At 36.6% G+C, this 15203-nt stretch carries 14 protein-coding genes; 3 read left to right on the forward strand and 11 right to left on the reverse strand.

Annotated elements, in window-relative coordinates:
• Positions 1 to 6: 6 nt before the first annotated feature.
• From era to RU87_RS01745, 8 genes are all read right to left on the reverse strand, one after another.
• The gene (gene era, locus RU87_RS01710) at positions 7 to 906 is read right to left on the reverse strand and encodes a GTPase Era (RefSeq protein ID WP_068162679.1); all 900 of its coding nucleotides are present in this window, start codon (positions 904 to 906) and stop codon (positions 7 to 9) included.
• 130 nt (positions 907 to 1036) lie between these two features.
• A complete protein-coding gene (gene cshA, locus RU87_RS01715; protein ID WP_068162676.1) occupies positions 1037 to 2596 on the reverse strand; it encodes a degradosome RNA helicase CshA in 1560 nt (519 codons plus the stop codon).
• A 394-nt stretch (positions 2597 to 2990) separates the two neighbouring features.
• Positions 2991 to 4019 (reverse strand): hypothetical protein, encoded by a 1029-nt coding sequence (locus RU87_RS09715; protein WP_068162673.1) that lies wholly within the window; start codon positions 4017 to 4019, stop codon positions 2991 to 2993.
• A 66-nt stretch (positions 4020 to 4085) separates the two neighbouring features.
• Positions 4086 to 4946, reverse strand: a complete 861-nt coding sequence (locus RU87_RS01725; protein ID WP_068162671.1) for an ABC transporter permease — start codon at positions 4944 to 4946, stop codon at positions 4086 to 4088.
• The gene (locus RU87_RS01730) at positions 4943 to 5836 is read right to left on the reverse strand and encodes an ABC transporter ATP-binding protein (RefSeq protein ID WP_068162668.1); all 894 of its coding nucleotides are present in this window, start codon (positions 5834 to 5836) and stop codon (positions 4943 to 4945) included. The genes RU87_RS01725 and RU87_RS01730 overlap by 4 nt, the downstream gene beginning before the upstream one ends.
• Positions 5837 to 6040: 204 nt before the next feature.
• Entirely contained in the window at positions 6041 to 6448 is a 408-nt protein-coding gene (locus RU87_RS01735; RefSeq protein ID WP_068162666.1) for a hypothetical protein, read from the reverse strand.
• A gap of 8 nt (positions 6449 to 6456) precedes the next feature.
• On the reverse strand, positions 6457 to 6903 hold the full coding sequence (locus RU87_RS01740) for a LytTR family DNA-binding domain-containing protein (RefSeq protein ID WP_068162663.1): 447 nt from the start codon (positions 6901 to 6903) through the stop codon (positions 6457 to 6459).
• Between the two features lie 96 nt (positions 6904 to 6999).
• Positions 7000 to 8556 carry a peptide chain release factor 3 gene (locus RU87_RS01745; protein ID WP_068162661.1) on the reverse strand — a complete coding sequence of 519 codons (1557 nt, stop codon included), beginning with the start codon at positions 8554 to 8556 and terminating at the stop codon, positions 7000 to 7002.
• 185 nt (positions 8557 to 8741) lie between these two features.
• On the opposite strand from RU87_RS01745, the gene apf reads away from it, so the two are divergent.
• Positions 8742 to 9362, forward strand: a complete 621-nt coding sequence (gene apf / locus RU87_RS01750; RefSeq protein ID WP_068162658.1) for an aggregation-promoting factor — start codon at positions 8742 to 8744, stop codon at positions 9360 to 9362.
• A gap of 119 nt (positions 9363 to 9481) precedes the next feature.
• Here the strand turns inward: apf and RU87_RS01755 are convergent, their stop codons facing one another.
• Positions 9482 to 10837: a UDP-N-acetylmuramoyl-tripeptide--D-alanyl-D-alanine ligase gene (locus RU87_RS01755; protein WP_068162655.1), complete on the reverse strand. Its 1356-nt coding sequence runs from the start codon at positions 10835 to 10837 to the stop codon at positions 9482 to 9484.
• A gap of 243 nt (positions 10838 to 11080) precedes the next feature.
• On the opposite strand from RU87_RS01755, the gene RU87_RS01760 reads away from it, so the two are divergent.
• Positions 11081 to 12034, forward strand: coding sequence for a phosphatase PAP2 family protein (locus tag RU87_RS01760; RefSeq protein WP_068162653.1), 954 nt, complete (start codon positions 11081 to 11083; stop codon positions 12032 to 12034).
• A gap of 56 nt (positions 12035 to 12090) precedes the next feature.
• Here RU87_RS01760 and RU87_RS01765 read toward each other — a convergent pair whose 3' ends face one another.
• Together RU87_RS01765 and RU87_RS01770 are read right to left on the reverse strand one after the other, a co-directional pair.
• A complete protein-coding gene (locus RU87_RS01765) occupies positions 12091 to 12804 on the reverse strand; it encodes an ABC transporter permease (RefSeq protein WP_143471360.1) in 714 nt (237 codons plus the stop codon).
• On the reverse strand, positions 12797 to 13624 hold the full coding sequence (locus tag RU87_RS01770) for an ABC transporter ATP-binding protein (RefSeq protein WP_068162646.1): 828 nt from the start codon (positions 13622 to 13624) through the stop codon (positions 12797 to 12799). Before RU87_RS01770 ends, RU87_RS01765 begins: the two co-directional genes overlap by 8 nt.
• Before the next feature lie 523 nt (positions 13625 to 14147).
• On the opposite strand from RU87_RS01770, the gene RU87_RS01775 reads away from it, so the two are divergent.
• Positions 14148 to 15098, forward strand: a complete 951-nt coding sequence (locus RU87_RS01775) for a phosphatase PAP2 family protein (RefSeq protein WP_082782169.1) — start codon at positions 14148 to 14150, stop codon at positions 15096 to 15098.
• Positions 15099 to 15203: the final 105 nt, after the last annotated feature.

The following is a 15203-nucleotide window of genomic DNA, read 5'->3' on the forward strand; positions in this document are numbered from 1 at the left end:
TTATCCTTAAAAATCGTCTTTACGATAGCCCATTGCATGGATATCAACTTTTTTATCTCGCCAATTAGACTTGATTTTAACCCAAGTCTCCAGATAGACTTTATCGCCAAGCATCAGTTCAATATCACGACGTGCCATTTTACCGACCTTACGTATCATATCTCCGCCCTTACCAAGGATAATACCCTTTTGGCTTTTGCGTTCAACATATATCGTCGCCATAATGTGGACTTTGTTAGTCTCTTCATCACGTTTCATCGAATCAACTGTTACAGCGATAGAATGTGGAATCTCTTCACGTGTTAAAATCAATACTTTTTCACGAATCATCTCACCAACCAAGAAACGCTCTGGATGATCTGTAATCATATCATCTGGGAAATATTTAAACCCTTCTTCTAGATTATCTTTAAGAATCGCAAGCAATCTATCTGTATTGTTGCCTTCTAGAGCAGAAATTGGGATGACTTCTTTGAAATCCATCTGTGTTCTAAAATCATCGATTTGAGCAAGTAAACGATCAGGATGGACTTTATCGATTTTGTTGACCACTAAAATCACAGGGACTTTAGCTTGTTTAAGGCGCTCGATAATCATATTATCGCCTTTACCACGTGGTTCATCCGCAGGTACCATAAACAAAACTGTATCAACTTCACGCAAGGTAGAATAAGCAGATTCTACCATATAATCTCCTAAAGCATTATGAGGTTTATGAATACCTGGGGTATCAATAAAAACAATTTGTTCTGTTTCTGTTGTATAGATACCTTGTATCTTATTTCGTGTTGTTTGTGCTTTATCACTCATGATTGCAATTTTTTGCCCCATAACGTGATTGAGTAATGTTGATTTACCAACATTTGGTCGGCCAATAATAGAGACGAATCCTGATTTAAATGTCATATTTTTCTTTCTTTTGATGAGGTAATCTTGGTAATCATACCAACGACTGTACTTATTCATTTACTGTCCAAAAATGGACATAACTAAATTCATTATAACATAAAAAGCCGTTGCCGACTTTTCAATTCTGTTACTTATCACCCTTGTTACGGATTACGAAACCAGGTTTTTTTTCAGTTGCTTTAGGGTGTACTTTTTGTTTGTCTTTTTTGTAATAATCTTTTTTATTACGATCATCACGATCACGACCGCCACCACGTTTATCACGGTTATAGCCACCGCCACCACGACGGTCATTACGACCACGGCCACCACGGTTACCACCGCGACCACCGCCACGACCACCTTCACCATTAAATGGTAATGGTTTTTCAGGGGCAATATCCACTTTAGGACGTGTATCTGGATCGCTAACTTTAGCTTGAAGTAACAATGAAACTAAAAGTTTAGGATCATACTCAGCTAATAATTGTTCAGCATCTCCATCAAATTTTGCTAACTTAGCAGAAATTTTCTCATCAGTTAGATCACGTTTGATCTCATCAAATGCAACAGCAAGACTTGCTTGGTAAGCTTCTTCGCGTGTTGGTGGTTTCATGCCTTTCATTTCTTTTTTAGTCAAACGTTCAATCGCACGAAGGTAACCCATCTCGTTGTTTGATACAAAAGTAATAGACAAACCAGATTTACCAGCACGACCAGTACGACCAATACGGTGAACGTATGATTCTTGATCTTGTGTGATGTCATAGTTATAGACATGTGTCACACCTGAAATGTCAAGACCACGTGCTGCAACGTCAGTCGCAACAAGCACATCTAAGTTATCGTTTTTAAAATCACGTAGAACTGCTAAACGTTTTTGTTGTGCTAAATCGCCATGAATCCCTTCAGCACGGTAGCCTAGTAATTTCAAACCACGTGTGATTTCATCAACACGACGTTTTGTACGACCAAAAACGATGGCTAATTCAGGTTTTTGAACATCGATCAAGCGAGTTAACACATCAAATTTTTCAAATTCTTTTGTTTTAACAAAATATTGATCAATCAAATCTGACGTCATCTCTTTTGAGACAATCTTAATGTGCTGAGGATCTTTCATGAATTTCACACCAATTTTTTTAATTGCGTCAGGCATAGTTGCTGAGAATAATAATGTTTGGCGTGTTTCTGTTGGTGTTGCTTTGATAATGAACTCAAGGTCATCAATAAAGCCCATGTTAAGCATTTCATCAGCTTCATCAAGGATTAATGTTTCGATATCCCCAAGTTGCAAAGCACGACGTTTAATCAAGTCAACCATACGTCCTGGTGTTCCCACGACAACGTGAGCGCCTGATTTAAGTGCTTTGATTTGTTTGTCAATACTTGCACCACCAAATACTGAGCGTACTTTAATGCCTTTATCGCGACCAAAGCGGAACAACTCTTCTTGAGATTGTACTGCAAGCTCACGTGTTGGTGCAATGACGATAGCTTGTAAGCCACCATTCACATCAATTTTATTGAGTGTCGGTAAACCAAATGCGGCTGTTTTACCAGTACCAGTTTGTGCTTGACCGATGACATCTTTACCTTCAAGTGCTAACATGATTGTTTGCTCTTGAATAGGTGTAGGTGTTTCATAGCCAACTTTTGTGATTGCTGATAAAATGTCTTCTGATAAACCAAGTTCTGTAAATTTCAAATATATCTCCATTCAAATAAAAACGGAGTTTTCGGTTATTTTCTAGTTTTCTGTAAAAAGATGTGTCTCAACACATAGTTCAGATATCAATATCGTGATATAAAAAACTTGTTTGCATTTCAAGCAAACAAGCTTAAAACGCTAAATCCAAATACTCCATTACTTCATCATTGTCCCAATTGAACAACTTATTTAGTATAACATATTTTGGATTGAATTAGTAGGTGGATATTTGGGAATACGTTTTCACGCAAATAAAATGCGTACGCCTTTGCGTTTCACTCAATACGTCAACTAGTTCAGATTGACTGATAACAGGATATTTTTTTGTTCATCATATCGATGCAAAATAAAAAAACTCATAACTTGCGTTATCAGTTCTTCTTTATATCAATTATTGCACTTGCCAATGATAGCCAGCAGGTAAGCTCCCACCAGGGTGAATGATATGACTATGACCTTTTCTAGTTTGCCATGTGTAGCCATTTTCTATCGCCCACTTATCACTTGCAGTCGTATTGATGTTACCTGAATTAGCCACTGATGCTGATGCTGATGCTGATGTTGATGCTTGGGCTACTTGCTCGGCGGCTTTTTTTTCTGCCTCAGCTTTTGCTTGAGCTGCCTGCTCAGCGGCCTTTTTTTCTGCCTCAGCTTTTGCTTGGGCTGCTTGCTCGGCAGCTTTTTTTTCTGCCTCAGCTTTTGCTTGTGCGGCCTGCTCAGCGGCCTTTTTTTCTGCCTCAGCTTTTGCCTGTGCGGCTTTTTGTTGTGCTTCATTGGCCTTGGTATTTTCAATAACTTTACTTGTTTGTGATTGTAAATCATCAATATACGTGAAAGCATCAGCTACATCTTTAGCTTTTTTTACTTTATCTAAAAGACTAACTAAATTTGACTTATCTGTTTGCTGAATGTATGGACTGTTAATTGCTTGTGTCGCCTGATTTTTGACAGTGTCAACAACTTGTGTCCTACCTTTAGATAAAGCAGTCTGACATGATGTATAGTACGTATTATAATTGCTAAACTCGTGAGATTCAGAAATCAGTTTGTCTAAACTCTTTTTATTTGCTTGATCAATTGCCACATTTTTTTCAAGCTGGGTCATTGCAGCTACATCATCAGAAACTGATTTAGATTTTTCTTTAAGCGGTTTTAATACACTTTTTAATTTACTTGTTTCATCCGTTAACTTTGATTTTGAAGTAGATGTTTCAATTTCTTTCGCATGCTTTAATTCTTTTTGCAAAGTTGCCTGGTCATCTTTTGATAAATAATCTATTTCCTTAGATGCTTTGTCAACTTTTTCAATCTGACTTTCTAAATCAGATTGAAGCCCTCTCACATCATTTGAACAGCCAAAAGTTGCAAAACTAAACAAAAGCACACTAGTTGCTAATAAATTCCTAATTTTTTTATTCATTTCATATTTTCCTAATAAAATTGTAACTAATATCATATAGTATGTCAATATACTAGGAGCGCATTGTTATAGGTTTTTTTTATTTATTTTTAAAATAATGACTGAACCTATTAATAAACCTAAGGTAGCAAATAATAAGATGATACTCTCTGAAACTACTGTCGTCAACTGTCCACTTAGAGATAGCCCAATGCCAAAATCAGCTTTAAAGTCTAATAGCTTATCTGGGCTTAATGGTGCAAACGTAATTTTAAGCTGATCAGCTAATAATATATGCCTAAAAAGAGACGCACTGTAAGCACCTGGATAACACTTGATGATGGTTTGGCCGATTTCTGGTAATGCACGCATGGGAATATACACACCAGATAGGAAACCGGATAAAGTCCCGATAATGGTCCCAAGCGATGTTAAACTTGAGCTCTTTTTAACTCCACTCAATAGTATCAAGCTTAACGCAGCACTGACTAGACTGTTTAAGATAATGGCTAGAGTTGTCAGCAATACTTGGTACAGAGAAAACCCAATCCCATCTACTGCACTTAAGATCCCAAAACCAATCATGAATACTGCGATTTGCATCAGTATTCCAATGATAACACTTGAGAAAAAGTAGCCAAGATACACCGATAGTCTACTTGTTTGCGTCAAACGAAATGCACGCATCCGTCCAGTTGTCTTGTCAACAACTAATTGGGTCATGGCTTGAAAAGTCGTTGTCATCCCCGTCACCGACAGTAAGCCCGCAAGTAACCAGATATCTGCAAACTGTGCGCCTTCTTTTAGTGATTTAAGTGACTCAGTATAATTTTGCTTTAAAAATGCGAAATACAAAACAAGAATAATCAGAGAGCTTAATAGCGAGAAAAAAATCGTTGTTTTTTCTTTAAAATATAAATTTAAGTTACGACTGATAATGGTGGTCATGATATCATCTCCTTACCTGTTAATGCGACAAATACATCGTTCATCGTGCCTTGTTGGTAGCTAAATTTTTCAACAAATGGTTGAATATCACACAATAGTTTGATCGCTGTTTGCGCATTAGGACATGGTAAGCTTAACGGCAATTGCTCATCTTTTAGTCCTAATATGTTACAAATACTACTTAACTCTCCCGACTCGATTGTTAATATTTCTTGTGTATAGCGTTGTATCAACTCTTTTGCAGACCCATTAGCAATAATCTCACCGCTATTAATGATATAAACATTGTCGGCAACATTTGTCTCTTCCAAGTAATGCGTGGTCAAGACGATCGTCATGGCTTCTTTTACTTTCATGTTTTGTAAGACTTCCCAGATAGCCAGTCGTGTCTGAATGTCTAACCCAGTTGTTGGCTCATCTAAAAATAGAATTTCTGGTTGGTGCAAAACACTGACCGCAATATCCACTCGTCGCTTTTGTCCCCCAGATAACTGGCTCACTGGTTGTTTTAAAATCCCCGTCAAACTGGTTAAGGTGATGACCTCATCAATGCGATCTTGAGAAATATTTTTGTATAATCCAGCTTGAATAGACAGATTTTGTTTTACACTTAAGGCTTCGTCTAACACACTGTTTTGAAAAACAATACCAATTTTTGGTCTCACTTGTCTCAAATGCTCTTGGATAGCTAACCCATCATAGTAAATGTCGCCGCTCGTTGCTTGTGTTAGCGTTGAAAGCATGGCTATTGTTGTTGACTTCCCTGCCCCATTTGGACCTAAAATCGCCGTAAAACTACCTTTTTCGATGCTTAAATCAACTTGATTAACAACTTGTTTCGTTCCATACGTTTTGGATAACTTTTTAACAACTAAGACTTTTTCATTCATCACCATCACTCCTTTTAACGCTATGTTGATGCTAGTTTATCAAAGTCTAGTGCCAAAAAATAGAGCAGATGACCTAAGGAGTCAAAATTGCTTACTAACATGCAGTAACATGACCTGACTAAGTCCCTTTTACAGCTTTAAGATACAAAAAAAGCCACAATCTGAGTTGCGCCTTTTTTACTGATAGGTATAGATACAATACTGTCACTGTAGATCATCCGATTGTTCTGCTTCTTTTGCAGCTTCTTTCAAAATTTCTAACTGTTGGTTCATTTTTTTTGCAGTCTGGCTATTTAATTCATAATTAGCAACAATTAGCCCTATGGTTAACACTCCTGACATAACTAAATCCAATATGGATAATTCCCAGCCAAATAACTTACTACCTATATATACAATACCTAATACACCAAATACCGTCAGTATATTACCAAAGTCAGCCGTGACATAGTATAAAAACACGTTACAAAAAAGTGTACATGCCGCACAAACAACCATTAATGATAGAATGGCAGCGTTATTATACACAACACCTGATAACATATTGACAAACATCATCACAAATGTCGCCATTGAAAAAGTCGCAAAGTGGACTAAAAGCTTTTGCTTCATAATATTACCTATCCTTTCATTCCTAATATTCTTTTTAATGCTGGCACATAGTTCCGTGAAATCTTGACACGCTCCTGATTTTCAAGTTCTGCCTCAAATCGACCACTTAAGGTTGGATAAATCACATGAATCTGCTTGACATTCAAAATCATTGATTTGGAAATCCTTATAAATTGATGCGTGGATAATTTTTCTTCTAATTGATAAAGTTTTTCTCTGACTTCAAACACATCATCTGTTGTATAGGCAAAGGTTTTTTTATCTACTGATTCAAAATACAAAATATGTTTTGGTAATACTCTATACTTTTTGTCACCTTTATGTAAGATCATCTCAAGCAACTTATCTGTTTTCAATCGATCAATTAACTCCTGGTGCTCAGCGGTTAATTCATGGAGTTGAAAAATAATTTGCTCAGTTCTTGTTTTTGGGATCATCTCTAGTTTAATTTTCAAAAAATCACCTCAGGTCCATAAGTTTATATGCGTAAGTAAGTAAAACGATGATTAAAAAAGATCCTACAATAAAGTAGAAGGATCTTCTTAACTTGTTTATCTCTCAACAAATGGTTTATCAGATAAGACAACATCTGGATATTTATCTGCAAACCATCGCTCTGCAAATTGATTCTCAAATAAGAATAACGGGTTGTCAAATCGATCTCTTGCTAAGATATTTCGTGAACTAGACATCCGTTCATCTAAATCATCTGGCGAAATCCAACGAACAGTTTTTTTACCCATAGGTGTCATAACTACCTCTGCGTTGTATTCTCCAACCATCCGATGTTGGAAAACTTCAAACTGAAGTTGACCAACTGCACCTAACATATACTCACCCGTTTGGTAATTTTTATAGAGCTGAATCGCACCTTCTTGAACCAATTGTTCTATTCCTTTATGGAAAGATTTTTGCTTCATAACATTTTTAGCTGATACTTTCATAAACAACTCTGGTGTAAAGGTTGGTAGTGGTTCAAACTCTATTTTTAGAGACCCGGTTGTTAATGTATCCCCAACTTGGTAAGTACCCGTATCATAGACACCAATGATATCACCTGCGACGGCATTTTCTACATTTTCTCTAGATTCAGCCATAAATTGTGTGACATTACTCAATTTGACTGCTTTACCTGTACGTGCTAATTTGATCGACATACCACGCTCAAACTCACCTGAGATGATCCGTACAAATGCGATACGGTCACGATGTCGTGGGTCCATATTGGCTTGTATTTTAAATACAAATCCTGAAAACTCTGGAATAGTAGGCAACACAACATCGCCCGTTAGTGTTTTGTGTCCTTGTGGTTCTGGCGCATAGCTCAAAAACGAATCTAGAAAAGTCTGCACACCAAAGTTTGTTAAGGCAGAACCAAAGAATACAGGTGTTAGATCCCCAGATAACACAGCTTCTGCGTCAAACGGGTTCCCAGCCTCTGTCATTAACTCGATATCTCCTTTTGCTTGTTGATAAAAAGGATTTTGAGCAAAGACAGCTTCACCTTCTTCAAAATCGACAAAACGTGTGTCTCCTTTATAAAGCTCTAAACGCTTATTATGCATATCATAGAGACCTTCAAAGTTTTTACCCATACCAATCGGCCAATTCATCGGTGTTGATAAAATACCCAAGACATCTTCAAGTTCTGCAAGCAGATCAAGCGGTTCACGCCCATCACGGTCAAGTTTATTGATAAATGTAAAAACTGGAATCCCACGTTGTTTCACAACCTGAAATAGTTTTTTAGTTTGTGCTTCAATCCCTTTAGCACTATCGATTACCATAACTGCAGCATCTACAGCCATCAACGTACGATAAGTATCCTCAGAGAAATCCTCATGTCCAGGGGTATCTAAGATATTAACTCGTTTTCCTGCATAATCAAATTGCATAACGGAAGACGTCACAGAAATCCCACGTTGCTTTTCGATGTCCATCCAGTCAGATTTGGCAAAATGACCTGTTTTCTTACCTTTTACAGTCCCTGCTTCTCGGATTTCTCCACCAAAATAAAGTAATTGTTCAGTTATAGTTGTTTTACCAGCATCCGGGTGACTGATGATGGCAAAAGTACGTCTACGCTTAATTTCTGATTCTAATGTCATGTGTCTTCCTTTTAAAATGTGACTACTGTGTTGCGCAATGCACAACGGTAGCTACATATTTTACTCAATAATTTCTATTATATCATACTTACAAAACGGTGTTTGTAATAATCTGTAATGTTTTGTCATAAAACTTTCATGCTATTTTCATATTCCACAGATAGTTCTCTGATAGAATAGTGTTCATGAAAACATTTAATCTTAAGCAGTCTAACTTGACTGCGAAACTATCTAAAAAATCTGTAGCTATCTTAGCTACTTCACTCCTGGGTGCTGGGCTTTTCGCTACAGCAACAACAGCAAATGCTGACCAAGTCAAATACACTGTTCAATCAGGTGATACATTATCTCGGATTTCAAATAAATTTTATAATGATCAAACACATATCCAAAGTATTGCGCAAGCAAACAACATTGGTAATATCGGTTTGATCTATGTTGGTCAAACTTTGACTATCGATACAGATGCAAAAGCTAACAACACTGTGCAAACTCAAAACACACAAGCTCCTGCTGCGCCAGTAACACAAGCTCCTGCGGCTCCTGCTGCAAGTTCAGCTACCATCTCTACTGGTAATGGGTTCACAGCAAATTCAGCTAAAGAAGCTATCGCTATGACTGAATCAGGTGGGTCTTATACTGCTCAAAACGGCCAATATTATGGTCGCTACCAGTTAACATCTTCTTATCTTGGCGGTGATTTTTCACCAGCAAATCAAGAACGTGTTGCAGATAAATATGTTGCAGAACGCTATGGTTCATGGGAAGCTGCTTGGCAGTTCCATTTGTCACACGGTTGGTATTAATTTATAAATAACCCATTAAAAATATTAAAAAAAAGCTTAGTACATCTTATGTACTGAGCTTTTTTTCTAATTTATAACGTCAAAAGATTTCAAGAATTAATATAAGCTGACTATTTTACTTATAGACCTTTAACAATATCTGAAAGATGCATAGAATTACTTCCTTTTAAGAGAAGCTGATCATTTGGCATCAACTCTTTTGCTAGCGCTGCTTGTAGATCAGAAAATTCATCTGTATGGGCATCTTTTCTAAAATACTTTACAGTACCTTTGGGAAACTTATCTTCAGCAAGCGCTGCTAATGCAAGCATCTCCTCACCATATAGATAAACCAAATCTAATTTTTCAGGATCCAGCGCTGTAATCATATCACGATGAAGCTGAGCGGATTGTTCACCTAACTCTTTCATATCTGCTAACACTACAATTTTTTTGCCAACAACAGGGGCATCAATTGTTTGAAAGGTTTCTAAAATTAAGCGCATCGCAGTCGGATTAGCATTATACACATCTGATAAGATATCAGCACCATTGGAAGCTTTTAACCATTCGACACGATTTTTAGTCAAGACTAGGTTTTTTAAGGCAAACTTGATATTAGCTGGGGTTACTTTTTCAAGCTTACCAACATAGGCCGCAACCATGGCATTGGTTGCATTAAATTTCCCAGGAATTGGAATGGTTAATGCCTCATCTAAAAAATTCACCTTAAATGTTAAGCTATCTTTATGCTCACTAAGCTCAACAATATGGATATCCGAACCTGCACCAAACCGTGTGTTTTTTTGGTCTGCTGGCAAATAAGCATCAATGAGTTTATCTGCTGGTGCGATTAACTCTCCACCTGCAACTAGACCATCGATAATCTGCATTTTGCCTTCAGCAATTTTTTCTCTTGTGCCAAAAAATTCTAGATGACTTTCACCTATCAAAGTAATAACTGCAAGTTTTGGTTTTGCAAGAGTAGATAAGAGATGGATATCCCCCATATGATCTTGCCCCATTTCTAGGACCAATTTTTCGGTGTCATCTGGCATATGCAGTACAGTATAAGGTAAACCAATCTCATTGTTATAATTACCTTGCGTTTTATATGTTTTATATGTCGTCGCAAGAACTTGTGCCGTCATATCTTTGGTAGTCGTTTTACCATTACTACCAGTAATCGCAATAACATCCACACCAGTCTTTTCAAGATAGTAACTCGCTAATGCTTGAAATGCTAATTCAGTATTATCAACTAAAATGTGAGGATGTGCACTATGTTTTTCAGAGAATGTGATCACAGCACCATTATCAAAGGCTACGTCAATAAACTCATGACCATCACGCGCACCTTTAAGTGGCAAAAAAATATCGCCTGATTGAATCAAACGGCTATCAAACTCGATATTAGCTAATGCTTGATCTGGATAAATAGTGACATCGTTTTTTGCTTGCACAACCTTAGCAATTTCGTGTATTGTTAACTTCATTTGTTTACCTGATTCCTTTTCATATCTTATATTTTATCAAAAAAAGTGGGAGATTTCTCACTTTACTTGTGATTTCCTGACTAAGTCAGTCCTCAGTCTTGACCAAGCTAAATATAGCTAGTCTTGTTTTTACAGAAATTTTACAGAAAACTTACATTAATACTAAATAAATCATGTTAGACTATTAAGTGAGATGGCCACTCACATACTAAACTATTAAACTTATAAAAAGGAGATTGCCAAATGGCACTCACACAATCACAAGCTAAATCACCTGCTCGTTTTAAGATTGAGCATATCGTTTTAGGCATTGTTATCTTGTTACTCATCATAGGTGCACTGTTTGATAAGCCTATCTCACAAACAATTATGGATCAAAACTCTTATTTTGGTACTTTATTCCAAAATTATAGCTTAGTTTTCCCAGCGATTATCCTCTTCATGTCAACACAAGTTTTATTTTATCGTATCCAAAAATCAAACGTGGATGCTACTGCTAAATTTGCAGTCATGTTTTTAACACTCGTTGTCGCAATCTATGAAACTTGGCAAACTGTTAAAATTGCGCTTATTTATACAATTTCTTCACTTAATAATATTAAAAACAAAGCACCTATTGGTGCTGCTAATAATGATAATGGTAAACATGCGGCGCTGCCAACTTGGTATATGCCAACATTAGTCATCGTCACAATTATCTTAGTAATCATCGGATTAGCTTTATGCTACAAATGGCTTGCTACAAAAGATGAAGTAGAAATGCAACGCTTAACTTATGTTGCACTAGCTGCTGCTCTTGCTGTATTAGCCGCTGATATCATCGTCAACACGATGAAAGACTTCTGGGGACGTTTCCGTCCATACGAAATGAAAAGCGATTGGTCAAATTTCACTTCTTGGTTACATGTTAATGGCCAAAATGGACATAAATCATTCCCTTCAGGCCACTCACAAGAAGCATGGATTGCACTCCTTCTTCCTTTATTCGTTTCACCTAAACTAGGTCAAAAACGTCGCAATACTTTTATATTTGCAGTTGTATTCGGCTGCTTAGTGGCACTATCTCGCCTACGACTAGGTGCCCACTTCCTAAGCGATGTGACAATGGGATCTTTTATCTCAATCCTAGTTATTTATGTTATGGCTCGTATCCTCAATGAAAAACTCATGGGAGATCCATTAAACAATATCAACTAAAGTAAAAAACCGTTGTCTCAATAGACACGGTTTTTTTATTAACTTAACATACTGGACTAGCGCACATGATTTTGTCTATTCCAAACAAAAGCAAACCGCGTCAACACAAGTAACCCAACTACCCATAACACCATCATCAGCATACTCTTATCGCTCCACTCTAGATGACCTGATGCCTTAAAATAGTTTGTGTTAGCACCAATAAAAGAAAAGCTGATCACATCATCTACGAATTTATTTTGGACAAACTCAGGTAAATTACCTAAGACCATGGCAAGCATCGTCAGCCCAAACCCGAATAATGTCGCCTGTGTCTGATTTTTAGTAAACAGTGCCATAGACAAATTAGCTAATATAAAGATAAAACAAGTCATGATTGCAATCACTAAGTACATCGGCCAATTTGGTAAGCTCACCCTGATGAGAAATGGGAAAATCAAGCACGACCCTAAACATAACATGAACGGAAATAAGATAATTGTCATCAGATACTCTTGTAACTTAACTCCTGATAAAATCAAGGTTCTTAAATTCTTTTTTTCTTTTTCCTCACTTACCATAATGGAGATAAAACAGCCCCCAGTCATACTATAAATCAAATTTAAAATAAATGGTAAAAAGGCAATTTTTCCTTGATACTGAGGAATAAATGAGATAGGTACAAAATAGCCAATCGGTATACCGATACATAGATATAACAATACTTTATTTGACATCAAGTATTGCCATCTTAACCAGAATAAACTCTTTAGTCGTGTTACTTTAGTCATGTTCAAAATTCTCCCCCGTTAGGCTGATAAAAATCGAGAACAAGGATGCTTCCATCGTATGAATACTCAAAATATGCTGCTCAAGATAGTTGACTGTCTCTTCTTTGGGGACGGTAATACTTTTCCCATTTTGAAAACGTATCACGACTTTGTCCTTGTCGCTATATTTATCAATCACATCTTGCGGTGCACCTTGTTCTATAATCTTACCTTTATATAACAAGGCGATCTCATCACAAAGTTCTGTAGCCTCTTGCATGTCATGCGTAGTTAAAAAGATTGTCACACCTTTTTCTTTGAGACTCACTAACAAGCGATGAACTTCCTGAGAAAGTGTTGGATCCATACCTGAGGTCGGCTCATCTAAAAATAAAAGCTTTGGTGTGTGCAAGACAGCTTGAATCAATAACAACCTTTGTTTCATACCAGTTGAGAGGTCGAGTGCTTTTTTATCTTTATCATCAAATAAGTCTAAAGCCTTTAATAAGTGATCCAAATAGTCAGTAGATATGCCATGAAATTTAGCAAAAAACAAGAGATTTTGATAAATCGACAAGCGTTCATAAACTCCTATCGTATCACTCATAATCCCAATATTTAATAAGTCATCTGCTGTTAATTCTCTAGTATCTTTACCTAAAATAGTCGCTTCACCACTGTCTTGTGCTAACTGACCAGTCAAAATATTAATCGTCGTGGTCTTACCAGAACCTGATGGGCCAAGAAAACCAAATATTTGTCCTTTAGGAATTGCAAAACTGATATGATGAATCGCAATCCGGCCTGAAAAGGATTTTGTAACGTTTTTAAATCGCATCATGTTTGAATTATCCTCTCTTTCTTCAATTTTTTTACCTGCAAGTCATTGTCATAGCATAATTTATATTAATCATAACAAAATCTAACATTTTAATCAAATAAACTCTTGTAATAAATTTATTTACTTTTCTTTCAACTTAACTATGATATATAAGATAAGAAAGGAGAATTTTTATGCTAGCAGCAGGAATTTTTGGTGCACATCTGATTATTGCAGGCGGTTTGTATATCTTTGACAGAAGATAAACAGTGTGTAAATCAGTATGTCAGAAAACCGTTGTCTCAATAGACACGGTTTTTTTGCGTATATTTATAGAAATACCAACAAAACGCCTCAGCTTGTTCCCACTTTCTAACTCATGATACTAAAAAATTTTTGAATTGTACACTAATAACCGAACATTTAACAGATATAGTCCTTATTTTTACAGAAAATTTACATTAGTATGAGTAGTCTATGTTAAACTGTTAAACGAAATGGCTACTTAAGTGGCCATTATCACAATAAAAAAAGGAGATGCCACATGGCACACACAAAGTTGCAATCTACTTCGCACTCTCGTTTTAAGCTAGAGTACATTATCTTAGGAATTTTTATCTTATTACTCCTAATTGGAGCTTTTTTTGATAAACCTATCTCACATACGATCATGAATCAGGACTCTATTTTTGGTACAATTTTTCAAAATTATAGCTTATTCTTTCCAAATGTCATTATTTTTATTTCAGCTCAAGTTTTATTTTACAGCACCCAAAAATCAGACCTTGATCCCTTCGCTAAGTCTTCTGTCATGTTGATGGCCATCATTGCCTCAATTTATGAAATGTGGTTAGCAACTAAAATCGCGTTACTTTATACAGTTTCTTCTCTTAACAACATCAAACACAAAGCGCCTCTTGGTGCTGCAAACAATGATACGGGTAAACATGGTGCACTACCAGGGTGGTATCTGCCAACTTTGATCAGTTTAACACTCATCTTTGTCGTGATTGGCTTATTGTTATGCTATAAATGGCTTGCTAAAAAAGAAGATACAGAAATGAAGCGACTAACCTATATCGCCTTAGCAGCAATTGTCGCAGTCTATGCTGGTACGACACTGCTTAACACGATGAAAATGTATTGGGGACGGATGCGTCCTTATGAAATGAATCATCATTGGTCAAATTTCACTGCGTGGTATCATATTAATGGTGAAAACGGACATAAATCTTTTCCATCAGGACACGCACAAGAAGTTTGGATTTCTATTATCCTACCCTTATTTGTGTCACCAAAACAAGCTAAAAAACGCCGCAATCTCTTCATAGCTACTGCAGTCTTTAGCTTCATTGTCGTTTTATCACGACTAAGAATCGGCGCTCACTTCTTAAGTGACGTTACCGTAGGTTCATTTATCTCAATTTTTGTCGTTTACGTCATGTCTAGAATCGTAAACGAAAAATTAATGGGAAACAATCAATTAGACGATTAAATTTAGCGCAATAAAAAAAACGATGTCCTTGACATCGGTTTTTTTGTCTCATGCGTCACATCGTATGTGTACATCACCTAAAAACGGACTTGCATCCATAGATAA

This window comes from Pseudolactococcus plantarum, assembly GCF_002441715.1.
GTDB classification, from domain to species: Bacteria; Bacillota; Bacilli; order Lactobacillales; family Streptococcaceae; genus Pseudolactococcus; species Pseudolactococcus plantarum.

Excerpts from the sequence above, each read along its gene's own strand:
- era (WP_068162679.1), bottom strand. The coding sequence starts at position 906 with ATGACATTTAAATCAGGATTCGTCTCTATTATTGGCCGACCAAATGTT.
- RU87_RS09715 (WP_068162673.1), bottom strand. The coding sequence starts at position 4,019 with ATGAATAAAAAAATTAGGAATTTATTAGCAACTAGTGTGCTTTTGTTT.
- RU87_RS01725 (WP_068162671.1), bottom strand. The coding sequence starts at position 4,946 with ATGACCACCATTATCAGTCGTAACTTAAATTTATATTTTAAAGAAAAA.
- RU87_RS01730 (WP_068162668.1), bottom strand. The coding sequence starts at position 5,836 with ATGAATGAAAAAGTCTTAGTTGTTAAAAAGTTATCCAAAACGTATGGA.
- RU87_RS01735 (WP_068162666.1), bottom strand. The coding sequence starts at position 6,448 with ATGAAGCAAAAGCTTTTAGTCCACTTTGCGACTTTTTCAATGGCGACA.
- RU87_RS01745 (WP_068162661.1), bottom strand. The coding sequence starts at position 8,556 with ATGACATTAGAATCAGAAATTAAGCGTAGACGTACTTTTGCCATCATC.
- apf (WP_068162658.1), top strand. The coding sequence starts at position 8,742 with ATGAAAACATTTAATCTTAAGCAGTCTAACTTGACTGCGAAACTATCT.
- RU87_RS01755 (WP_068162655.1), bottom strand. The coding sequence starts at position 10,837 with ATGAAGTTAACAATACACGAAATTGCTAAGGTTGTGCAAGCAAAAAAC.
- RU87_RS01760 (WP_068162653.1), top strand. The coding sequence starts at position 11,081 with ATGGCACTCACACAATCACAAGCTAAATCACCTGCTCGTTTTAAGATT.
- RU87_RS01765 (WP_143471360.1), bottom strand. The coding sequence starts at position 12,804 with ATGACTAAAGTAACACGACTAAAGAGTTTATTCTGGTTAAGATGGCAA.
- RU87_RS01770 (WP_068162646.1), bottom strand. The coding sequence starts at position 13,624 with ATGATGCGATTTAAAAACGTTACAAAATCCTTTTCAGGCCGGATTGCG.
- RU87_RS01775 (WP_082782169.1), top strand. The coding sequence starts at position 14,148 with ATGGCACACACAAAGTTGCAATCTACTTCGCACTCTCGTTTTAAGCTA.